We start from the raw sequence: 22,513 nt of genomic DNA, 5'->3' as shown, positions 1-22,513 counted from the left end.
GGCCCGTCGTCTGGGAAATGCTTAAGGGGGTATCTGATTTTTTTATGAGGGCCTTAGGCACCTGAGCGAAACGATACTCGGGTGCCTGAGGCTGAAAGGAAGGCAAGCCCGTGTCATACGGGCCTGAAGGGATACGTCAGATGACAAAGAGATCAACGAACCGATTGACCGGAGTACGCTCGAGGGTCGCCTGATCCTTACACAAAGCAAAAATCTGCTCACAGCGCTGTGCCGGGAAACGAGTAGCCAGGTTGTTCTTGAACTTGGCCTCGAGCAGCGGGATGCCTTCGTCGCGGCGACGGCGATGGCCAATCGGATACTCTACCGTGACCTTGTCGGTACAGGTGCCATCCTTAAAGAATACCTGGATGGCATTGGCTATAGAGCGCTTGTCAGACTCCAGGTACTCCTGGCTGTAGCGCAGGTCTTCGATGATTTCCATTTTCTCGCGCAACTGATCGATCAGCGGATGCGCTGCATGGAAGGCATCTTCGTAGTGCTCGGCCACCAGGTCTCCGTACAACAGCGGCACGGCAATCATGTACTGCAGGCAGTGGTCGCGGTCAGCCGCGTTGGCCAGCGGGCCGACTTTGGAAATGATGCGGATGGCAGACTCGTGGGTAGTCACCACGATTTTCTCGACCTGATCGAGCTTCTCACGAACCTGGGGATGCAGAATGACCGCTGCCTCGGCCGCCGTCTGGGCGTGAAACTCCGCAGGGAAACTGATTTTGAACAGGACGTTTTCCATTACGTAACTGCCAAACCCCTGCGGGAAGCTGAATTGGCGCCTGTCCTGCGGCTTGGTCTCCAGGTCCTTGTTGGTGTGGCTGAACAGCACATCATAAAAGCCCCATTGAGGTGCGCTCAGCACGCCCGGAATACCCATTTCGCCGCGCATGGCAATGTCTGCCAGACGTACACCGCGGCTGGTGGCGTCCCCTGCTGCCCAGGACTTGCGCGAACCTGCATTCGGCGCGTGCCGATAGGTACGCAGTGCCTGTCCATCTACAAAGGCGTGAGAGATAGCGGCAAGCATCTGCTCGCGATTGGCGCCCATCAACTTGGCCGCAACCGCCGTAGACGCCACCTTGACGAGGATGACATGGTCAAGTCCGACCCGGTTGAAGGAGTTCTCCAGCGCAAACACGCCCTGAATCTCGTGCGCCATGATCATGGCTTCAAGCACGGCGCGCATGGTCAGAGGCGCCTCGCCCTGCGCAACGCGCTTTTGCGACAAATGATCGGCTACTGCCAGAATGCCGCCCAGGTTATCCGAAGGATGTCCCCACTCCGCTGCGAGCCAGGTATCGTTGTAATCCAGCCAACGCACGATACAGCCGATATCCCAGGCAGCCTTTACCGGGTCCAGGCGAAAACTCGTTCCAGGTACGCGCGCACCATGTGGCACCACGGTCCCTTCCACAAACGGACCCAGATGCTTGGTGCATTCTGGGAAACGCAGGGCCAGAAGGCCACACCCCAGCGTATCCATCAGACAATTACGCGCCGTGTTTAGCGCCTCGGTAGAGTCAATCGTATAGTTCAGGACGTAGTCGGCGATGTCCTGCAGGACGTTGTCATAGTCAGGACGATTATTCAGGTCGACGTTGGCGCTCATGCTCTCGCTCTCATGGTTCATTGTTATGTGAGGCAGCAGTCGCTGCCTTTGGATGTATCTACGCGCTGCGCTCTTCGAGCGACACATACGGGCGCTGCTCGACGCCGGTATACTCCGCACTCGGGCGAATGATGCGGTTGTTGGCACGCTGCTCGAACACATGGGACGCCCAGCCTGTAACCCGCGAGCAGACAAAGATCGGGGTAAACAACTTGGTGGGAATTCCCATGAAGTGGTACGCGGACGCGTGGTAGAAATCGGCGTTGGGGAACAGCTTCTTCTGCTCCCACATGGTGTGGTCGATCGCTTCCGATACAGGGAATAGCACCGTATCGCCTACTTCCTCGGAGAGCTTTTTTGACCAGACCTTGATGACTTCATTGCGCGGGTCCGAATCCTTATAGACGGCATGGCCAAAGCCCATGATCTTGTCCTTGCGCTCCAGCATGCCAAGCGTGCCCTCAATGGCCTCTTGAGGTGACTTGAAGCGCTGGATCATGTCCATGGCCGCCTCGTTGGCCCCGCCATGCAGAGGCCCACGCAATGAACCAATCGCACCGGTGATGCAGGAATACATGTCCGAAAGCGTGGATGCACATACGCGCGCGGTAAACGTCGAGGCGTTGAACTCATGCTCGGCGTAAAGGATCAGCGACACGTTCATCACCTTGCGGTGCAGCTCGTTGGGTGCCTTGCCATGCAGAAGCTTGAGGAAGTGCCCGGCAATCGAAGGTTCTTCCGTTACGCACTTGATGCGCACACCCTGATGGCTGAAGCGATACCAGTAACACATGATGGCCGGTAATGCGGCGAGCAGCCGATCCGATACGACCTGCTGTTGCTCAAAGCTGCGCTCAGGCTCCAGGTTGCCCAGCATCGAGACGCCGGTCCGCATCACATCCATCGGATGCGCCTGCGCCGGGATGCGCTCAAGCACCTCTTTCAACGCCTGTGGCAGATCACGCAGGGTCATCAGACGATTCAGGTAGTCATTTAGCTGCTCACGAGTGGGCAGCTCACCCCGGAACAGCAGATAAGCCACTTCTTCGAACTGGGCATGCTCGGCCAGCTCGCGCACGTCATAACCTCGATAGGTCAGACCAGCGCCTTCTTTACCTACGGTAGACAAGGCTGTCTGGCCGGCGACCTGACCCCGTAGGCCAGCGCCGCTCAATACTTTTGCTTCAGCCATTGCTCTCTCCTTTCTTGGATTTGTTATGGATGGTGCAACTGCATCTGTCAGGTTAGCTGACGGACCTTCGCCGGATCAGCGCTTGTTCTGGGCGAACAGTGCATCCAGCTTTTGCTCGAACTCGTGATAGCCAATGCTTTCGTATAGCTCCATACGCGTTTGCATGGTGTCGACTACATTCTTTTGCGTACCGTCGCGCCGAATCGCGGTGTAGACGTTTTCAGCCACCTTGTTCATGGCGCGGAAAGCTGACAAGGGATAGAGCACCAACGAGACATCTGCGGAGGCCAGCTCCTCGGTTGTGAACAGTGGCGTCGAGCCAAACTCGGTAATATTTGCCAGTACCGGTACCTTCACCGCGCCAGCGAACTCCCTGTACATCCCAAGCTCGGTCATGGCTTCTGGGAAGATCATGTCCGCGCCCGCTTCTACACAGGCGCAGGCTCGATCGATAGCCGACTGTAATCCTTCAACCGCCAGCGCATCGGTTCGCGCCATGATCACGAAGCTGTCATCAGTCCGGGCATCCACGGCCGCTTTGATGCGATCCACCATTTCCTGCTGCGAGACGATCTCCTTGTTGGGTCGATGACCGCAGCGCTTGGCCCCCACCTGATCCTCGATATGCAGGGCCGCCGCGCCAAACTTGATCATTGATTTGACCGTGCGGGCCACATTGAACGCTGACGAGCCAAACCCGGTATCTACGTCAACCAGCAATGGCAAGTCGCACACATCGGTAATCCGGCGCACATCAGTCAAGACATCATCCAGGTTTGAAATACCCAAATCCGGTAGCCCCAATGAACCGGCTGCAACGCCACCACCGGACAGGTAAATGGCCTTAAAGCCGGCGCGCTGGGCTAGCAAGGCATGATTGGCATTGATAGTGCCAACTACCTGGAGCGGATGTTCGACCGCAACAGCCTCTCGAAAACGCTGGCCGGGACGCATGGAAAGACCCTGACTCATGATTCACCTCTATTCTTGTTGGCAGACGCCGCGCTTACCACGGCATGCTCGGGTTGGTGCTGAGTGTCAAGTTGGCGCTCGATATTGCGCCGTGACGCAGCAATGTGGCGCTTCATCAAGAGTTCGGCCAGCTCACCGTCACGGTCAGCGATGGCGTCGAGAATACGATGGTGCTCGGCAAAGGCCTGGCGCGGCCGGTGGGGTGTGGCGGAAAACTGGATCCGGTACATGCGTACCAGCTGATACAGCTCATCGCACAGCATGCGGGTCAGTGTGCGGTTTCGGCTGCCCTGAATGATGCGGTAATGAAAATCATGGTCGCCTTCCTGCTGGTAGTACCCCACCCCAGCTTGAAACGAGGCGTCCTGCTCATGGGTTTCTAGCACCTGCCGTAGTTCGAGAATCTCTGCGTCGGTCATGCGTTCGGCTGCCAGTCGGCACGCCATTCCTTCAAGCGATTCACGGATTTGATAGAGCTCAACCAGCTCCTCAAGGCCCAGCGAGACAACACGAGCGCCCACGTGGGGCACGCGTACGACCAGCTTTTGCCCTTCCAGACGATGAATAGCCTCACGCAATGGACCTCGACTGATCCCATAGGTACGCGCCAACTCAGGCTCTGAAATTTTGCTGCCCGGTTTAATTTCACCCTTAATGATGGCCGCCTGGATATGGCGAAAGACATGCTCCGAAAGCGTCTCGCTTTCAGGCGTATTGGCAGAAGGTATTTCGCTTAGTTGATTCATACTGTCGACACATTTATTTTTTTAGCGACCTTTGTGTCAAACATTAGGCCCAAAAACAGAAAAGTGTCAACAATCTTAATCACCTATGGTTTCAGCGTTGGCAATCACTGTAAACCTAGGGGCCCGGCATAGCACTACGCGCTATCCGTCTGGGCCCTAATAGGTCAGATTGTTTATTTGCCAATATGAACACTTTGGTGCAACGGGCTGGTGCTCCAGCTTTTTAGCCGCCTTTGGGTAGCGCGGAATGCTCCTCATCAACACACAACACCAGCAAATTATTCCTAGCGGGTGCTGGGCATGGGCTGCCCTACTTCTGCTGATAAACTCCCGTTTCTGTTCCGTCCCGGCAAATCGAACATGACTTCGTCATAACCGGCATGCCCTCAAGATGCGCAAACTCAGGTAAACCTAGCCCTTGTTTATCAACAGCACCCATTTACCCCAATAGGCCGGTCAAAGCGAATCGGACAGGCTTCATTAGAGTCCCATACCGATAACTGTGGATCCTATAAGGATAGGACGGTACGGCTACGGCAGGTTCGTGCTTGAGAGTATCCAGAAGAGTTGCGTCTGAACGTGACTCGCAGGTGTTCGGATGGGTTGGATATGGAAAGTACTAGGCCTTGGCTTAAAGCCAGACATGAAATAAGTCGTTATTTACCCGCTTCATGGCTCAAGGCTTATTCTTCAATAACCCGGCTTTTCATCCTGTTTAAACCTGCGCTCGCATAGGCAGGCTATAAACCAGAAAAGAATATCTATTTTGATGAAAGACGTGTAATAGCGGCTGTCAGGTCATGGAGTGAAGCCGGCTTAACCAGATGCACATCAAAACCTGCCGCTTTGGAACGCTCCCGGTCTTTAACTTGCCCATAACCGGTCAAAGCGATCAATCCTAGCGCTGATGGAGGAAAATGCTCACGGAGCATAGAGGCCAACTGAAAACCATCCAGGTCGGGCAGCCCTATGTCGAGCACCGCAACCTCGGGCTTGAGCTCACGGACTATATTCAGTACATCGAATGGATTACTGCTTGCCTGGACGGTATGTCCCTGTTGACGCAAGACAGCCTGGGTACTTTCAAGCGCATCAAGGTTGTCATCAACAATCAGGATCCGAGCCGGTTTTACTACCGTATTGCTATTTTCCTCAAGGACCTGCGTTGGTTCGCTGATGGCCAACAAAAGCCGTGGCAACGTAACCGTAAAAGTAGAACCGCAACCAACACCGCCACTGCTAGCCGCTACCGTTCCTTCATGCAGGCTTAGGAAACTCTTGACCAAGGCCAGACCAATACCCAATCCGCCTTTCGCCCGATCTATGGTAACCGCACCCTGCTCGAAAATATTGAAAATACGGGGCAATAACTGAGGACTGATACCGGAGCCATTATCTTTGACTAGAATAGAAACCTGTTCACCGTCAGTCTTTACCTCGACCTCTATTTGGCCCCCAACATGAGTGTACTTGGCCGCATTGGTCAGTAGATTGGTAAAGACCTGGGTCAGGCGGACGGAGTCCCCTGACACCCAGACCTCTTCATCGGGAAATATATGAGTGATCTGCTGACGCCGGTCACCAACAAGCGCACTTGTATTCTCAAGGGCTTGGAGCACTACTCCTGTTATGCTTGTAGGCTCTTTATTGATTTCGATTTTTCCACGAGTGATGCGCGTAATATCGAGCAGGTCATCCACCAGACGCGACAAATGATCAGCCTGCCGCTCGATGATCTGCAGCTCTCGCGGAAACAGGCCCTGATGCCTTCTTTTGATCAATCCAAGCGCCATGACAATGGGTGCCAGGGGATTACGCAATTCATGCCCCAGCATCGCTAGAAATTCATCTTTGGCTCGACTGGCCTGCTCACGCTCAAAATCTGCCCTTGCGGCTTGTAATCCTGTAGCAGCCAATGAAGCAGCAGCTCGCAAAAGAGCTAATTGGTTGATGCTTGGAAAACCTGGCGCAGAAGAACCAAACCAGATTTTTCCACCATACGTTCCATAGCCCATGCTCAAGTGAACAATGTACATGGACCCCAATGGAGTATCTGACTCATAGGCTCGCCCGTCAGGAACACGCGTGTTTTTCCAGGCTTCGGCTGTAACTTCCCAGCGAGATAGCTCTTCGCCCTGGCAATAACGCCCCTCGACTCGCAAAAGGCCTTTGAAGGATGGATTATCAGCCAACAGCGCCTGGGCATAGCTAAAGCGAAGGGGAACGATACGTTCGGCGGCCTCGATCATGAGGCGAAGAACCGTCTCACCCTCTCGCCCTGCCCACAAGGCGGGTAAGGCGAGAAGACCCATCAGGTCTCGAATACCACGTTCTGAGGAATCGCCTTCCTGGGAGGGAACCGGTAATACTTCAGGATAACGGCTCATTGTCTTCCAAAAAGGCGAAATGAAAGGAGGAAAATAACATATCAGGTGGTCGAGGCGTCTTCCTTGACCTGACGCTTGGCAAGCTCAGCCAGCATTTCTGATGCTGGGGTATAGAAGGGATTTTCCTGTACTACACCATTGATAAGCGTCAACGGATGGGTACGTAAGAGATCCATCATCATGGAGCCGGACATTTTTGCAATGTCATATACACATACGGCTGGTTGACGGTTCTGGGAAAGCACTTCATTTACTTCGGCCTCGTACGCCAGAATGTCTTTAGCACCAGGCACATCATTAAAGACCCAGTCCATATTGCCCATGATACGCACGCGTGGAAATCCAGCTTCCCGCGCGGCTTTGCAGGCACTTTCCAGCGTATTGAGCATGCGGTCCTTATTAAAGGTGCCGGCTTCATCAAGATAGGCACCCTGCCACGATTGAACCTCAAGTTGCCCACAGGCCTCACAGGCATGAGTATCGATTCCCGCCCTGTTAAGGCGTACCCGATGGTCATCCATCTTGGCAGGATTTACGATATGTATATTCTTCTCGCCCTGATCAATCCCCTCCTTGAAAAAAGGAGTCAGGACATCGTACTCCTGCTCACGACTATCGAAAAAAGCGCAGACATGAAAGTGTTCAATTTGTGTGCCTGCCAATGACAATTCGTTCATGTGTAGATGTCCTCTAGAACAACCAGCAGCTGACGTGACGAGCTTGAATTTGAAATCCCATCCAAGATGGCTAATTGCCTCTACCGCTTGGCAATTTAGCTAGCGAAGAAGCTTAGTGCTAAATATCATTTAGCTGAAGATTTTATTTGCTTAATAAACAGATTCTGACCAGCCAGTCATTTTGGCTGAGTCTAGATAACAATTTTCTGTCGTTACCTTATAAGACGCAAGAACCTTGCCACGGCCTAAATGTGCAGGGGTCAAAATTTGCTTTCGTGAGCTCGCTTGTCAAAAACAAGGTCTTTGAATAGGTAATAGTGTACAGGCTCTCTTCAGCTTGCTGGCTGTTTTATGCGTTTACATACCATCAGTTACACTAATCTTATTTGGGAAGGCTATGAATCATGCCGGTAATAAAAGGAGACTTGGTCAAACTTGCTCTAACGGGCCAATTCAACATTATCGTCCATGGATGTAATTGCCAGCGCAAAATAGGTCAGAAATCGCTAAGACTATAAAGAGGGTCTCCTGAATCCTATGAAGCTGATTGCCTAGCTTCGAAAGGAGTACGGGAAAACTGGGCACTTGCTCATGCACTCGAATTAAGCAAGGCAACTTCGAGCTTACAGTAGTGAATGCTTACACTCACTGGCGCGGAAAGAGCGTCAAGGCAGATTATGAGGCTATCCGCGCAGTCGTGAGGGCGATTCGGCAAGGGTTCTCGGGATGCCGTATCGGCTATCCTCGCATTGGCGCCGGGCTTGCAGAGGGTGACTGGGCAATCATCGGTGCCCTCATTAATGAGGAGCTGGCAGGCCTTGACCATACTCTGGTGGAGTATTTGCCTTAGCTTTCGTGCGTTTTTGCCTCACTGATGCAACCGCCCTTGACGGCTGCCCAGGTCTTGCTAGCCCAGTATCACCCTAACGGACTGTCGTCCACGTCTGGTCTTTCATCCATGTTAGGCGTGTCTTGGGTATCAGGAACGTCACCGTATTCATCATATTCATCAGGCGTCTGGCCTTGATCAGGCATGTTTTCCGGGTTGCTCATAAATCACCTCTGCGTGTTTGTCATCTGATACCTGATCAGGCCATGCGTTCAACAAACGCTTGTAAACCGCAAAAGCCTGTTCAGCACGCCTCCTCCCTGCAAGGGATCGCACTGTCTACAGAAACAGGCGTTAATGGTTTCAGGTAGTTGAAAGCGGATAAGCGGTCCATACTCGATTCCGTGCAAGACGTTATTTCCCCAGCATTCACAACAGGATGCACACTTTCAACAAGAGCCTTTATGACCATGAAACCGGATATTGTCGTGTCCTCACTGGACCTTGAGCGGATAGAAGATTTGCTCGAGTTCCTGCCGGCCAGCGAACACTCCATGCAAACCGCCTTACAGGAGGAGCTTGGTCGAGCTGATATTGTCGATCCGCATGAGATACCGCCTACGGTCGTCACCATGAATTCAACCGTGCGCTTTCGCATGGACGCAACTGGTGAGGAATTCTGCAAGACACTGGTGTATCCCAAGGATCTTGCAGGCGATTCGGGGCAGGTTTCTATCCTCGCCCCGGTAGGCAGTGCGCTGCTGGGGCTGTCCATCGGGGACTACATTGAGTGGCCGACCCCAGGCAAAGGAATGCTCAAGGTCAGGATCATGGATATCCCCTTTCAGCCTGAACAGGCCGGGCAATATCACCGGTAGGCAGGTCAGGAGGAGCATCAGGTGTGCTCCTCCTGCCGGATCAAGCGCTTAGCAGCGCCTGGATATCGTTGTAGAGTGCCTTGGGTATCCAGACCCCTTCACGCAGGCTTTTTTCACGAGCCTGATAACGCCTCTGCGAAGGTAGACGCGCGCCCTGGGCCACCATGGACTCGAACAGCTTTTCGGCACGGGCAAGCTCGGTCTCAGCCTGCTCACCCAGGAAGCGTTGCGGATCGATAGCAATAATCAGCTCGCCTCCCATGGAAGTAACCCGTGCGCCGTTATCAAATGCCAGCGACTCGGCACTGGTCATGTCGGCGATCAGGGGGCCAGCGATCAGCTCCACCATTGCGGCCAGAGCCGAGCCTTTATGCCCTCCGAACGTCAGCATGGCGCCCTTGTCGAGCACGGTGGCCGGATCGGTACAAGGTCTGCCTTCGGCGTCTACGCCCCAGCCTTCAGGAATAGGCTTGCCAGCGCGGCGATGCAGCTCAATTTCACCCCGCGCCACCATGCTGGTCGCAAAATCAAAGATAAATGCCGGCTTGTCTGGACGAGGCCAGCCAAAGGCAAAAGGGTTGGTTCCGAAAAGTGGTTTGCTCCCACCGGCAGGCATCACCCAGGCATGGCTGGGCGTGCAGGCCAAGGCAACCAGACCGGCATCCGTAAGCGGTTCGATGTCTGCCCATAGGGCTGAGAAATGAGCGCAATGGTTGATGCCCAATGCAGCAATACCCAGTGTATTGGCTTTCTGGATCAGATGTGGCAGTGCCATCTGGTAAGCGACTTGCGAAAAGCCACCCTTGGCATCGATACGTACCAGAGCGGGCGCCATGTCATGCAGTTCTGGCTCGGCATCCGGAGAGACCTTGCCTGCCTTGAAGGTATTGATGCAGGACAACAGCCGATACAGACCATGGGATGAACATCCATCGCGCTCGCCAGCCACTAACGTTTCGGTAACGTAGCGGACATGAGGTGCGGTAAAGTCATAGTGTTGGAGCACACGCGTCGCCAGTGCCCGTACGTCATCAAGCGTAAGGTGAACCGTGTCTTGCCCAGAAGCATGGGTCTGGGAAGCGCTTGAGGCAGTCATGGATTCTCCTTTTTAGAATTGTCGTGTCAGAGAAGCATTTGAAATGGGTTATGGAAATGGCCAGGCAGGCGGCCAGTCTTGCAGGTTTATTAACTGGTGGGCCAGCCTAAGAGGCCAGCCCACTCACAGAGCCTTACTGCGGACCGAGTTTGTCCATCAGCGCAGCCAGACGCTCGTACTCGTCAGGCTTGAGGTCGGTCAACGGTGCGCGTACCGGACCGGCATCGTACCCTGCGATCTTCGCACCCGCCTTGACGATGCTTACCGCATAGCCTGCGCAGCGGTTACGGATGTCCAGGTATGGCAGGAAGAAATCATCGATCAGCTTGCCCACGGTCTCGTGGTCATCCGCAGCGATGGCCTTGTAGAAGTCCATGGCCGTCTTGGGAACAAAGTTGAACACCGCCGAGGAGTACACCGGTACACCCAGCGCCTTGTAGGCCGCGGCGTAGACTTCAGCGGTCGGTAGGCCACCCAGGTAGGTGAAGCGATCACCCAGGCGACGGCGGATGGAGACCATCAGCTCGATATCGCCCATGCCATCCTTGAAACCAATCAGGTTGGGGCAGCGCTCGGCCAACATTTCCAGCTGGTCAGGCTTCAGGCGACAGACGTTACGGTTGTACACCACCACGCCAAACTTGACGGACTTGCACACTGCCTCGACGTGCGCGGCCACGCCTTCAGGGCTGGCTTCGGTCAGGTAGTGCGGCAGCAGCAGGATGCCCTGGGCGCCCAGGCGCTCGGCTTCCTGAGCCTGCTGGATCGCTACGCGGGTCGGACCACCGGCACCGGCCAGGATCGGGACCATGCCCTTGCAGGTGTCCACGGCCGTTTTGATGATGTCGGAGTATTCCTTCTGGTCCAGCGAGAAGAACTCACCGGTGCCGCCAGCCGCAAACAGGGCGCTGGCACCGTAGGGCGCCAGCCATTCCAGGCGCTTGATATAGGTATCGCGGCGGAAGTCGCCCTGCGCATCGAAATCGGTTACCGGAAAGGACAGCAATCCGGATGAAAGGGTGTGCTTGAGTTCTTGTGGAGTCATTTTGTTGCACCTTGCTTGATGGCGTACGTGGCTAAGGAATAACCGTTACTTGTTGTACGACATCGTATGACTATAGAAAGTAAAGTGCAACCTAGATGAGAGTCTATGTCTGACTGGAAAGGCGCAACCTAGAGCAAGTGGCTGAAACAACAGAACAATTTCTTACAATTACAGGGCTAATAGGCGTCATGGCTTGGCTGCATGAAGAGCCTAACCGTTTTTATTCAAATCGGTAGAGTTGGCTTATTCCCAGTCCTTTTTATGCTTCCAACCGATTGAATATTGCCAAGCATCTTGCCGCACGGCTGTATGCGCCCTTCCCTTCAGAGCATCTCTTCAGTCATCGCATTACCTCGCCGTATTGCCTGTGGTGGCATGCCGAAGCCGCGTATAAAGGCCTCTCGCATATGGCGGCGATCACGAAAGCCGGTTTCCTTGGCAATCACATCTAATGAATGACGACTTTGCTCGATCATGAGTCGAGCCGCTTCCAGGCGAAGACTCTCGATAGCCTTGGCAGGTGATTGGCCGGTTTCCGCAGTAAAGACACGGCTGAACTGACGCGGGCTGAGGTGAACGGATTCGGCCAGCTCTTCCACGCTCAAAGGGCGGCTCAGGTGTTGTCGGGCATAGTTCAGGGCGTTCTGGATACGATCAGACTTAGGTGCAAGGTTTAGCATTTCGGAATGCTGGCTCTGACCACCGGCACGTCGTTGGTGCATGACCAGCTTGTGTGCTACCGACCGGGCAACCTCATTACCCAAATCCTTTTCCACGATTGCAAGCGTCAGATCAAGCCCTGCCGTCATCCCGGCTGACGTCCACATCGGACCGTCCGTGATATAAATACGGTCTTCCTCGACACGGATCTCAGGATAACGCCGCTGCAACTCCCGTGCATATGCCCAGTGGGTGGTCGCACGTCGTCCCGCCAGTAATCCAGCTTCCGCCAGTACAAAGCCACCGGTACAGATTGCGGTCATCCGGCGCGCCTGGGTACTGGCGTCCTGAATAAAACCAAGCACAGCGTCAGGTGATGGTCCAGCCAGTGGATTGTTTACCCCCGCCACGATCCAGGTATCCGCCTGGCTATCGGGCCCGAGTGCCCGAGAACCCACCGTCAGGCCAAGCGAGGAGCGGACCTCGCCGCCCTCCAGCGAGAAGTTCTCGACTTCGTAGAACGGCTCGCCTGCCACCACGTTGGCATATTCGAAAACCGTTTGCGTCGCCAGTGAAAGGATCTGGAACCCGTTTGACAGCATGTAGCCTACCCGGTGCATGATCGTCTCCCTGACGATGTCCTGAAAACGCACCATAAACGTCATTTAGGTCGCGGTCAATTCACTGCATGATGCCTCCACACCCACCCAAACGGAGCAGCATCATGAACACTCTTCATCAAGGCACTGCACTCATCACTGGCGCCTCTTCCGGTATCGGCGCGGTATATGCCGAGCAATTGGCCCGTCGCGGTTATGACCTGATTCTGGTTGCCCACAACCGTGAGCGACTCAACACTCAGGCCGAGCGCATTGCCACGCTGACCGGACGAGCCGTGGAGGTCCTGCCTGCCGATCTCAACGATAAATCATCTTTAGCAGCCGTTGAGGCAAAGCTCAAGGAAGACGCCAGCATCACTCTTCTGGTGAACAACGCGGGAATCGGTACTCACACCCCATTACTTGGGAGCGATATCGAGCAGATGGTGCGAATGATTTACCTGAACGTGACGGCACTCACTCGCCTTACCTACGCTGCCGTTCCGGGATTCGTCCACCGCGGCAAGGGCGCCATTATCAATATCTCCTCCATCGTCAGCCTTGCACCAGAGATCCTCAATGGCGTCTACGGCGGCAGCAAGGCGTACGTGACGGCGTTCTCTCAGTCTCTGAGCCATGAACTGGCCGACAAAGGCATCCGCGTACAGGCCGTCCTGCCCGGCGCTACGGCCACTGAATTCTGGGATATCGGCGGTCTGCCGCTGGAAAACCTCGACAAACGCATCGTCATGTCACCGGAAGACCTGGTGAAAGCAGCGCTGGCCGGCTTTGACCAGGGCGAGCTGATCACCATTCCTTCGTTGCACGCCCTCGAACGCTGGGAAGCCCTTGAAGCGGCCCGCCAGGCCCTGGCCACGCAGCTCTCCAGCAATACGCCTGCTTCCCGCTACGCCTCGTACTGATCACTTCTACATTCAACCAGGAGACTTCACCATGAACACAAGCGGAAACACTATCTTCATCACTGGCGGTACGTCTGGCATTGGTCGTGCACTGGCCGAAGCCTTTCATCAACGTGGGAACAAGGTTATCGTTGCGGGCAGACGCCAAGCACTGCTCGATGAAGTCGCCAGGGCTAATCCCGGTATCGATACCATCGCGCTGGATATCAACGATCCGGAACAGATCAAAGCCGTCGTCCAAACAGTCATCAAGCGCCACCCTACCCTTAACGTCATCATCAACAATGCTGGCGTCATGCCGTTCGATAATGCGGCCTCCGGCGCACTGGACGATGAACAGGCGGTGCAGCTGCTCATGACCAACCTCCTGGGTCCGGTCAGGGTCAGTGCTGCATTTGTAGAACATCTAAAGCGGCAGCCCGAAGCGTACATCATCAACAACAGTTCGATTCTGGCCTATGTACCGCTGGCAGTTACCGCACTGTACTCCGCCACCAAGGCGGCGATTCACTCTTATAGCCTGTCGCAGCGCTTCATGCTTCGGGATACGTCAGTAAAGGTGCTGGAAATCGCACCGCCATGGGTCGATACCGATCTCACTCACAAGAGTGGTGATCCACGCGCCATGCCGCTGGATGAATTCATTACGGAGATTCTGGAGAAGCTGCAAAGCGCTGAAACGGAAGTCATTGTCGATCGTGTTGCGGCCTTCCGCGCCAATCCCGGCCCCAATGAGCATGCGTTGGTAGAGCAATTCAACCAGGCCCTGATTGCCAACCCTATTCCTGTCGGCTGAATACGCCCCAGGCCACTCGTCACGGGTGGCCTGGGTGATTCACTGGAGACGCTCATGAAAGGTCTTATCGCGCCACCCACCTTGCTTGCATTGCGATCCTTGAGTTTTGCGTATTTCGTCCAGGCGGTAGGTGCTTTGTCCGTGGTTGGCTGTCTGCAGCAGATTTCCCAGGAATGGTTGCTGACCGATACCCAAAGCGCGTACCTGATCTCCCTCTTCGGCATCACCTTTGCCCTGGCTGCGCCCCTGCTGCAGGTCGTTCTGGGACATCTACCCAGACGGCGGCAGGTTCTGCTTGGCCTGGGCCTTTTCAGCAGCGCTTCGCTTCTATTCGCACTGGCGCCAAATTACGGCGTGCTGGTGCTGGCTCGCGTTCTTATGGGATTGGGCGCAGGCTTTATCGGTCCGGTATTGGGTGCACTGGGCTCAGCCCTGGTTGACCGGGCCCAGCAAGGCCGCGCCATTGCCATGGTATTGTTGGGATTGAGCGTGGCCGGGATGGCAGGCATTCCCTTGGCCGCCTGGATCGCTCAGCATTGGGACGTACGCTCGCTTTATCTGATGCTGAGCGTCGCGGGCTTCATGACTGCCCTTCTGATTGCCCGATTCGTTCCCGACTATGTGCAAGGTGAGCGCATCGCGGTTTCAACGGTTGTATCCCTGCTCACACGCCTTGGTTCGCTCAGTACCTTTCTGGTGGTGTTTTTCATCACTTCAGGCGTGTTTTCTACCTATGCGTTTCTGTCCCCCATCATCCGCGATGTGTATCACGGTGGGCCAGAGGACGTGTCTGTTGCCCTGACCGTGCTGGGCATAGCGGGCGTAGCAGGCAACCTGTTCGTGACACGGGCTGCCGGACGTTACAGTGCAGAGCATATGCTTCTGTCCGGAATCAGCCTCCTGGCCGTAACGCTTCTACTCTTGGGATACGGTCCCGCTCACCTGGGCTGGCTGCTGCCTGTGCTGGTTCTGTGGGCATTCGCTACGGACATGGTATGGCCTTCACAGCAACGGCGGGTAGTCGAGCGTATGCCGGAACGACGCGGTATCGCCCTGGCGCTGACGGCTTCCTTCATGTTTTGCGGCATTGGATTTGGATCGGCGGTGGCGGGCTGGGTCTATCCTGCCTATGGCTATACGGGCGTGCTAAGCGCCTCATTACTGTTCTTTGTTATGGCAACTGTCTGCCTTGTGGTGTCATACAGTCAGACTAAGGCTGCTATTCCAGTGGCGTAAATCGTATGAAAGGTTAACCACAACGACCCATCGTAGAAGAGCCGTATGGATACGCTGACCCTCAAGCCGATATCAGAAGCAGATGTGTCTTTTCCTCTTGGTTTGAGGAGACGCGTGCTTGTACCTCATGAAGTGGCAGCCGGTATGCAGCGCTCCGAGGAAGAGCATAAGGCCCGGGTATTGGCGCACCTTGAAAGTGGCCAACTGATAGTGCTTGAGAACACACCCATAGGGGCTCATCAAGGTAGTGAAATCAGACAGTACGTGGAAACTGCTTCAGCTCCAAATCATCCCGGAGCAACAGGGCAACGGTATTGCCACTACCCTGGTGACAAATCTGTTGCGTGAAGCGCGATGTGCATCCATACCGGTGGTCTTGACCGTACTCTAGAACAACCCAGCCAAGCGGCCCTACGATCGGCTCAGCATGTCCGTAACCAAGGAGTGGAAGTTTGTATACCAGATGCAGGCGGGATAGTACGGCACCGTAAAAGACGGTCAAAAATGAAAAGCCGCCCCGGAGGGCGGCCTTTGCGGTTACACCTTGAACTGATCCATTAGGGTCTGTTGATGGTTGGCCAGCGCATTCAGCGACTGGCTGACCCGAGCGGACTCTTCCGCCTGCTCTGAAAGCGACTCCGTGACCTCACGGATACCGCTGACGTTACGGTTGATTTCTTCTGCCACGGCGCTTTGCTCTTCAGCAGCGCTGGCGATCTGCAGGTTCATTTCGGTAATGACCGAGACGGCATCACCAATCTGACGCAGGGCCGACACGGCTTTACCTACATGCTCGACGTTACCCTGAGCCTGCCGGTGACCATCGTGCATGGAATCCACTACGTTCCGCGTGCCCTTTTGCAACCCTTCGATCACCTGACGAATCTCCTCGACCGACTCCTGGGTCCGCTTGGCAAGGCCACGCACCTCATCGGCCACGACCGCAAAGCCACGGCCCGCATCACCAGCCCGTGCCGCTTCGATGGCAGCGTTTAGCGCCAACAGATTGGTCTGCTCGGCAACTCCCCGGATGACCTCCAGAACGCTGCCAATCTGCTCGCTGCTTTCCGCCAGACCCTCGACCTGACTCATGGACGCGCTCATATCAGCTGCCAGCTTTTCGATGCTGCGCGTGGTCTCGGTAATGATGTCCAGACCTTCATGGGTCGCATGATCGGCCCCACGTGCAGCCTCTGCGGCCTGTGCAGCGTTGCGAGCAACGTCATGGGCCGTGGCGCTCATCTCGTGAGATGCCGTTGCAACCTGCTCCACCTCATGGAACTGGTGCTGCATGCCCTCACTTGTACGAGTCGCAATGGCCGCAGACTGGTCCGCCGTTGTGCGCGCATCCTGAACCGAGCGCTTTACGTCCGCAATAATGGGTTGGAGCTTGTCGAGGAACCGGTTGAACCAGCCCGCCAACTGTCCCAATTCGTCCTGCTTGGCATATCCCAGGCGGCGGGTCAGGTCACCTTCACCACTGGCGATGTCCTTGAGCATGGCGGCAACGGCCAGAATCGGCCGGGTTACGCTGCGGGCAGCGAACCACATCAATACCAGACCGCTCAGCACCGCAATCAGGCCCACCACAACCGAGAACACACTGTCGGAAACGCGCCGCTCGTCCAGCTCATCGGATAGTTGAATGGCACGGGACAGAACCAGCTTCTTGGGCGCCTCAAGCAGGATGCCCCACGGCTTGGCTTCCGGGATGGGCCTGATTGGCTCGATGACACGTACCAGATCATCATGGGACAACATGGCAGACTCGCCTGTCGCCAAAGCCTGCTTCAGCTCACCTGCCTGACTGGCATAGATCTTGTCCAGGGACTCTCCCAACCGCTTGGCATCCAGGCTATGACCCGCCAGGAGACCAGCTGGGCTGATGATGCTGACCTCGCCCTCCCCCTTGTACAGCTTGTCGCTGGCTTTTTCGGCAATCTGCTGAAGTGTGTTCAGGCTGATATCAATGCCGATAACACCGGTCACCTTGCCGTTTTGCTCAATAGGCAGGGCGATGCTGGTCATCAGGACCTGCTGCTCATTCACCTCATCGAAATAAGGGTCCAGCAGACAGGCCTTACGCGTATCACGAGGACAAGTGTACCAAGCGTTATAGGCTGCACCACTCGGCCCGGGAGTCGTCTTGGTAAGCTCTTCTTCGGTCATTGATTCGAAATCGAATGTTCCCGGCTCCCCTTGAGACCAGTACAAGGCAAAACGGCCACTTGCGTTGCTGCTTTCCTCTTCCGCATTGATGAACTGTCTGTCCTGTCCGTCTAGCGCGTTGGGTTCGAAGGCAATGTACAGCCCCAACAGGTCAGGGCGTGCCTTGAGTGCGTTGCCCACTACCTCAACCAGCTCCTGACGCAATTCACGGGCACTGATAGCCCCTCTTGCCTGCTGCTCACTCAGCAACTTGACCTGGCCTGCCAGGCCCAGTCCGTAGTGATAGGCACTCATGAAGTCTCGCTGGATGCGCAGCGCCTGGGCTTCGCCTGAGGTTTGCAAGCGAAGCTCCGCGGACTGCTCAAGCATGCTGGAACTGGTCTGCTTGACCACCTCACCGCTACGCTTGGCCTGGTAAAGAGACGCACCGACCAGCAGTGTCACAATAGCCAGCAGGCATAAGCCTGCCAGCGCAGTGATCTTCAGCTGGATTGAAAGACGGTTGAACATAGTAAAGGCCTGATTAAATTGATGCCTTTGCTATCGGCCTACTCCCGCTGCGCTTGATTAGATTATTCCTATGAAGGATTTAAACATTCCTATTGCAGGGTTACGGTTTAACCTTGATGGCCCGAAGCTTTCGGCCATCCACCGGCCAGCACTTTGTACACTTGCACCAGATCCGTCGAAACGCGGGTAGCACTGTCTACCAGCGCGCTTTGAGTCTGGATCAGCTCACGCTGGACATTCAGCACGTTGATGAAATCAATAGCGCCTTCCTTGTAGCGCGCCTGGGCTGTTTCCAGCGCGATACGGTTTTGACTGACCGCTTGTGCAAGCGCCGCATGGTGACGTTGCTCAGCACTGTAGGATGTCAGTGCATCTTCTACTTCATGCCAGGCAGCCAATACGGTGCGTCGGTAATTCAAGGCCGCTTCCTGTTGCTGACGTTCGCGCAACTCCAGCGTGCCAGTCAGGCGTCCACCTTGGAAAACAGGCAGGTAAAGGCTGGGGCCGATCGAGAACTGGCGGGCGCTCCATAACCCGAGATTAGAGCCTTCCAGCGCCTGGAAGCCAAAATTGCCGCCCAGGCTGATGCGTGGGTAGAAATCAGCCTGGGCTACGCCTACGGCTGCTGTAGCCTGATGCAGAGCTGCTTCGGCCTTCTGGATATCCGGACGACGACGGGCAAGCTCCGACGGCAACCCCACCGGTACGGCCGACGGCGGCTCTGGCAAGTCTCGCGGCTGCCCCAACTCCTGGCCGAGCGCATGGGGCTCCTGGCCAAGCAGATAACTCAAGGCATTGATGAGACGGGCCTCCTCTGCCTCTAGCAACGGAATACGGGCTTCGATCGTGGCCACCTGGGCAGCCGAGTTGGCAGTATCCAGGTTGGTTGTTACACCATTCTCAAAACGGGTTTTGGTAAGTGCCTGACTTTGCCTGGCAATATCCAGGTTCTGCCGGGTAACCGCCAACGTTGCCTGAATACCCCGCAGGCGCAGGTAATCCGCTGCGGTTTCTGTCGCAATGCTCAAGGCGACGCCATTCCGTTCAGCCTCGCTCAAGGCAACGCCTGCGTTGGCAGCCTCCAGGGTACGCCTGACATGGCCCCAAAGGTCTACCTCCCAGCTCGCCTTGAGGCCGTACTGCCAAAGATTGAAGTCGGACTTTCCATTATTGCCCGAGGCATCCATAAGGCCTTGCTCGCTGTTGCGTGCACGCTGGTAGCCTCCTGTAGCCGAGACGTCTGGCAGTACATCCGCACCGGCAATCTGCAGCAGCGAACGACTCTGCTCGAAGCGGCTGCTGGCAAGAGCCAGGTCCAGGTTGGTGGAGGCGGCCCGCTCAACGAGTGAGGTCAGGAGTGGATCGTTAAACTGTGTCCACCACGCCTTTTCAATAGGATGGCTAACCGTCACGCTGCCAACGGCCTGTGACGGGCCTTGCCAAGCCTCGGGCAGGACCGCCTCAGGTCTATGAAAATCAGGTCCCACGCTGCACCCGGAAAGCACGGCCAACGTGATAGCCAATAGAGAGCGGCGCATCAGTGAACCTCTCCCTGAGTATTAACAGTCGCCACCACCGACAACCCTACACGCAGATTGGCAACGGCTGGCTGATCAGGCTCGAACACGATCTTGACCGGGACCCGCTGGGCGACCTTGGTAAAGTTGCCGGTGGCGTTATCGGGTGCAATCGCTGAAAACGCAAGACCCGTAGCGGGTGCGAGACTGTCGATATGGCCATGCAGGACCTGATCCGGGAAAACATCGACCCGCACATCGACCGGCTGATTGGCCTGCATCCTTCCCAGCTGTGTTTCACGGAAATTCGCCACCACATAGGCTTCACTGACCGGTACCACGGCAAGCAACGGTTTGCCCGGCGCTACGTAGGCACCTACCCGAACCGAGCGTTGGGCAATCACGCCATCGCGAGGCGCTACAATATGAGTGTATGACACATTCAGGTCGGCTTGTTCGCGTGCAGCTTCGGCCTTTGCCTGGGTGGCTATTGCGACATCGCGCTGCGCCTTGAGTACGGCCAAGTGCTTCTGGGCCGCGACGCGGGCTGCACTGTCACGATCCCTGGCGGCCTGCCATTGCAGGAGTTCGGCCTCAGCCTTCTGCTGCTCCTCGACGGTACCGGCCCCTGCCTTGGACAGGTTGCGATAGCGCTTGGCATTGGCTTGGGCAAATGTAAGCGATGCATCGGTGGCACGCACCGTCGCCGCCGCCTGATCGATGATGGCAGCCTGACGATCGATTTCAGCAGTCAGGTTGGCCACCTCGGCCGCAGCAGCCTTCACCGCCGCCTGAGCCGAAGCCTGCGCCGCCACGAAATCCCGGTCATCGATACGGGCCAACAATTGGCCTGCCTTGACTGGCTGGTTATCCGAGACGAGCACCTCGGACACCATACCTGCGATCTTGGGCGCGACCAGTACTGAATCAGCGGTGATAAAAGCATCGTCTGTGCTTTGCGTTCCATCATTCTGAGCGACATGGACACAGGCATACAGGGCGCCAAGCACAACGGCGACGCCGACAAGAGAAAACGCGGTTTTATGACTCATGGCATTACCGGAGGTTGAGGTGGATAAGCCCGCTTGGGCAGGGTCAGCAGGACCAGCAGCATGAATGCCGCGACGCCGATCAGAGCCAGATAGGCGTCGCTGAACGACAGAACGAAGGCCTGCTCGCGAACGCGGTGGCTCAAGGCCGACATCGAATCGTTGGTCAGCAGAGGTAATAGCTGGGCCTGCGCCGACCCGAGCCGGTCAAGCAGGACATTAGAATGAAAGTGCTCACGCACCGTGATGAAATGCTCCAGCAGCGCCGCACCGATTACAGAGAAAAGACCCCGTACGGTATTGACGGTGGCGGAGGCAAAAGGACCTTCAATAGGCTGTACCACACCCGTGGCGCACATGAGCAGCGGAACCACAATCATCGGCTGCGCCAGGGTCTGCAGGATTTGCAAGGTATAGAAATCGTCCCGAATCCAATCGCTTGTCAGTTGGGAGCCACCCAGACAAGCCAGCGTCATCAGGCCAAGGCCACAGGCAATGACCCAACGGGAGTCCACCCAGTTGCGATTGATGACAGTGGCTACCAATGGCGCCATAAGAAGCTGTGGCAAGGCGATCATCAGAGCAATCGGCATGGTTTGCAGGGGACGGTAGTCATGCACGTGGGCAAGATAAGCGGACGGAATCGCCACACCCGACATGCCCAGGATCAGAAAACTGGCCAGCGTAACGATGCCGAATGAGAAATTGCGTCGACTGAGCAGTTGCAGCTTTACCAGCGGAAGCGGGTGAAACCACTCGTTGATCAGAAACAGAGGAAACAGGATGGCAGCGCCGATGAACAACGTGCGGATCAGTGGCGAAGCCAGCCAGTCCAGCCGCTCCCCCTGCATCAGGGCAATCACAAACATAGCCACACTGCCACACCCAAGCAGTGCACCCAGCCAGTCGGCTTGTTTGAAGCGCTCAAGACGCAGCGGGTCCTGCGGCAAGCCATAAGCGATACAGGCGGCGGCGATCAGGCAGGAAGGCACCACCTGCCAGAACACCAGATGCCAGTCCAGATAATCCGTCCAGACGGCAGCCAGCGGTACGGCAAGGTTTGGGCCGAACGTCGCGGTCAGGGCATAGGCTGAAAGACCATACAACTTGATATGCCAGGGCAGGAAGCGTAGCGCCGCCGTCATCAGGAGCGGCGGCAGCGCCCCTCCGGCCAATCCCTGGAGGACGCGTAAAAACAGCAGCGACGGCAGATCTGGTGCAAACGGACACAGCAATCCCAGGAAGGCAAACGCCAGTGTTACCCCGATAGCAAATCGGCGCAGCGAGAACGTGACCGCCAGCCACGGTGAAATGAGCATCGCCGACACCTCGGCGGCTCCGTACAATGCGCTGATCCAGGTGCCTTCGTCATGACCGATTCCAAATACGCCCCGTATATCTGCAAGGGCGATTTCCGTTACGCGGTCGTTGAGACCTGAAGTCAACGCTGCAATCAGGACACCGATAAGTCCAATAGCCAAACGCCAGCCAAAGGGTGCTGGAGCTGGCGCCGGTGGCGCAGTAGGAGACATAGAATTTCCAGAAACGAAAGGGCTCGAAACTAAGCCTATGGTGCAGAAGCAATATGCGGTACAGTGTACCGAACAGTGA

Annotated in this window: 20 protein-coding genes and 1 pseudogene; 6 read left to right on the top strand and 15 right to left on the bottom strand. The window is 55.9% G+C overall.

What is annotated here, in order from left to right; genetic code table 11:
* Positions 1–136 precede the first annotated feature (136 nt).
* The 6 genes from prpD to HMPREF1487_RS18380 form a co-directional block, all read right to left on the bottom strand.
* Complete coding sequence (prpD, locus tag HMPREF1487_RS18405) at positions 137–1,621, bottom strand: 2-methylcitrate dehydratase (protein ID WP_010798209.1); 1,485 nt, start codon at positions 1,619–1,621, stop codon at positions 137–139.
* A gap of 58 nt (positions 1,622–1,679) precedes the next feature.
* Entirely contained in the window at positions 1,680–2,813 is a 1,134-nt protein-coding gene (prpC, locus tag HMPREF1487_RS18400; RefSeq protein ID WP_010798208.1) for a bifunctional 2-methylcitrate synthase/citrate synthase, read from the bottom strand.
* A 75-nt stretch (positions 2,814–2,888) separates the two neighbouring features.
* Complete coding sequence (gene prpB / locus HMPREF1487_RS18395) at positions 2,889–3,785, bottom strand: methylisocitrate lyase (protein WP_010798207.1); 897 nt, start codon at positions 3,783–3,785, stop codon at positions 2,889–2,891.
* On the bottom strand, positions 3,782–4,531 hold the full coding sequence (locus tag HMPREF1487_RS18390; protein ID WP_010798206.1) for a GntR family transcriptional regulator: 750 nt from the start codon (positions 4,529–4,531) through the stop codon (positions 3,782–3,784). The genes prpB and HMPREF1487_RS18390 overlap by 4 nt, the downstream gene beginning before the upstream one ends.
* Positions 4,532–5,292: 761 nt before the next feature.
* On the bottom strand, positions 5,293–6,918 hold the full coding sequence (locus tag HMPREF1487_RS18385; protein ID WP_010798205.1) for a hybrid sensor histidine kinase/response regulator: 1,626 nt from the start codon (positions 6,916–6,918) through the stop codon (positions 5,293–5,295).
* Between the two features lie 41 nt (positions 6,919–6,959).
* On the bottom strand, positions 6,960–7,595 hold the full coding sequence (locus HMPREF1487_RS18380; protein WP_010798204.1) for an MEDS domain-containing protein: 636 nt from the start codon (positions 7,593–7,595) through the stop codon (positions 6,960–6,962).
* A 631-nt stretch (positions 7,596–8,226) separates the two neighbouring features.
* Between HMPREF1487_RS18380 and HMPREF1487_RS27790 the strand changes: the two genes are divergently transcribed.
* Positions 8,227–8,445, top strand: coding sequence for a macro domain-containing protein (locus HMPREF1487_RS27790; protein WP_010798203.1), 219 nt, complete (start codon positions 8,227–8,229; stop codon positions 8,443–8,445).
* 68 nt (positions 8,446–8,513) lie between these two features.
* Here the strand turns inward: HMPREF1487_RS27790 and HMPREF1487_RS27990 are convergent, their stop codons facing one another.
* Positions 8,514–8,648, bottom strand: a complete 135-nt coding sequence (locus HMPREF1487_RS27990; RefSeq protein ID WP_010798202.1) for a hypothetical protein — start codon at positions 8,646–8,648, stop codon at positions 8,514–8,516.
* A gap of 240 nt (positions 8,649–8,888) precedes the next feature.
* Between HMPREF1487_RS27990 and rnk the strand changes: the two genes are divergently transcribed.
* The gene (rnk, locus tag HMPREF1487_RS18370) at positions 8,889–9,302 is read left to right on the top strand and encodes a nucleoside diphosphate kinase regulator (RefSeq protein WP_010798201.1); all 414 of its coding nucleotides are present in this window, start codon (positions 8,889–8,891) and stop codon (positions 9,300–9,302) included.
* A 40-nt stretch (positions 9,303–9,342) separates the two neighbouring features.
* Here rnk and HMPREF1487_RS18365 read toward each other — a convergent pair whose 3' ends face one another.
* The 3 genes from HMPREF1487_RS18365 to HMPREF1487_RS18355 form a co-directional block, all read right to left on the bottom strand.
* Positions 9,343–10,398 (bottom strand): Ldh family oxidoreductase, encoded by a 1,056-nt coding sequence (locus HMPREF1487_RS18365; RefSeq protein ID WP_010798200.1) that lies wholly within the window; start codon positions 10,396–10,398, stop codon positions 9,343–9,345.
* Between the two features lie 133 nt (positions 10,399–10,531).
* Positions 10,532–11,443 (bottom strand): 5-dehydro-4-deoxyglucarate dehydratase, encoded by a 912-nt coding sequence (kdgD, locus tag HMPREF1487_RS18360; protein ID WP_010797261.1) that lies wholly within the window; start codon positions 11,441–11,443, stop codon positions 10,532–10,534.
* Between the two features lie 323 nt (positions 11,444–11,766).
* Positions 11,767–12,723 (bottom strand): GlxA family transcriptional regulator, encoded by a 957-nt coding sequence (locus HMPREF1487_RS18355; protein WP_010798199.1) that lies wholly within the window; start codon positions 12,721–12,723, stop codon positions 11,767–11,769.
* Positions 12,724–12,827: 104 nt separating this feature from the next.
* On the opposite strand from HMPREF1487_RS18355, the gene HMPREF1487_RS18350 reads away from it, so the two are divergent.
* From HMPREF1487_RS18350 to HMPREF1487_RS27345, 4 genes are read left to right on the top strand one after another with little or no spacing between them, the layout of a single operon-like run.
* Positions 12,828–13,625: an SDR family NAD(P)-dependent oxidoreductase gene (locus HMPREF1487_RS18350; protein ID WP_010798198.1), complete on the top strand. Its 798-nt coding sequence runs from the start codon at positions 12,828–12,830 to the stop codon at positions 13,623–13,625.
* Between the two features lie 31 nt (positions 13,626–13,656).
* On the top strand, positions 13,657–14,421 hold the full coding sequence (locus HMPREF1487_RS18345) for an SDR family oxidoreductase (RefSeq protein ID WP_010798197.1): 765 nt from the start codon (positions 13,657–13,659) through the stop codon (positions 14,419–14,421).
* Between the two features lie 54 nt (positions 14,422–14,475).
* Complete coding sequence (locus HMPREF1487_RS18340) at positions 14,476–15,657, top strand: MFS transporter (RefSeq protein WP_010798196.1); 1,182 nt, start codon at positions 14,476–14,478, stop codon at positions 15,655–15,657.
* A gap of 45 nt (positions 15,658–15,702) precedes the next feature.
* On the top strand, positions 15,703–16,005 hold the full coding sequence (locus tag HMPREF1487_RS27345) for a hypothetical protein (RefSeq protein ID WP_125912895.1): 303 nt from the start codon (positions 15,703–15,705) through the stop codon (positions 16,003–16,005).
* A gap of 189 nt (positions 16,006–16,194) precedes the next feature.
* Here HMPREF1487_RS27345 and HMPREF1487_RS28425 read toward each other — a convergent pair whose 3' ends face one another.
* From HMPREF1487_RS28425 to HMPREF1487_RS18320, 5 genes and pseudogenes are all read right to left on the bottom strand, one after another.
* Positions 16,195–16,950 carry a methyl-accepting chemotaxis protein gene (locus HMPREF1487_RS28425; protein ID WP_371106388.1) on the bottom strand — a complete coding sequence of 252 codons (756 nt, stop codon included), beginning with the start codon at positions 16,948–16,950 and terminating at the stop codon, positions 16,195–16,197.
* 102 nt (positions 16,951–17,052) lie between these two features.
* Positions 17,053–18,120, bottom strand: a pseudogene (locus tag HMPREF1487_RS28420) (HAMP domain-containing protein); the annotation flags it as partial.
* 323 nt (positions 18,121–18,443) lie between these two features.
* Positions 18,444–19,874, bottom strand: coding sequence for an efflux transporter outer membrane subunit (locus HMPREF1487_RS18330; RefSeq protein ID WP_010798193.1), 1,431 nt, complete (start codon positions 19,872–19,874; stop codon positions 18,444–18,446).
* Positions 19,874–20,905, bottom strand: a complete 1,032-nt coding sequence (locus tag HMPREF1487_RS18325) for an HlyD family secretion protein (protein ID WP_010798192.1) — start codon at positions 20,903–20,905, stop codon at positions 19,874–19,876. Before HMPREF1487_RS18325 ends, HMPREF1487_RS18330 begins: the two co-directional genes overlap by 1 nt.
* Positions 20,902–22,434 (bottom strand): MFS transporter, encoded by a 1,533-nt coding sequence (locus HMPREF1487_RS18320; RefSeq protein WP_010798191.1) that lies wholly within the window; start codon positions 22,432–22,434, stop codon positions 20,902–20,904. The genes HMPREF1487_RS18325 and HMPREF1487_RS18320 overlap by 4 nt, the downstream gene beginning before the upstream one ends.
* Positions 22,435–22,513: the final 79 nt, after the last annotated feature.

Source organism: Pseudomonas sp. HPB0071, from assembly GCF_000478505.2.
In the GTDB taxonomy this organism is placed as follows: Bacteria; Pseudomonadota; Gammaproteobacteria; order Pseudomonadales; family Pseudomonadaceae; genus Chryseomonas; species Chryseomonas luteola.
The sequence above is the reverse complement of the archived record's forward strand: the minus strand, read 5'-3'. Positions and strand labels throughout refer to the sequence as shown.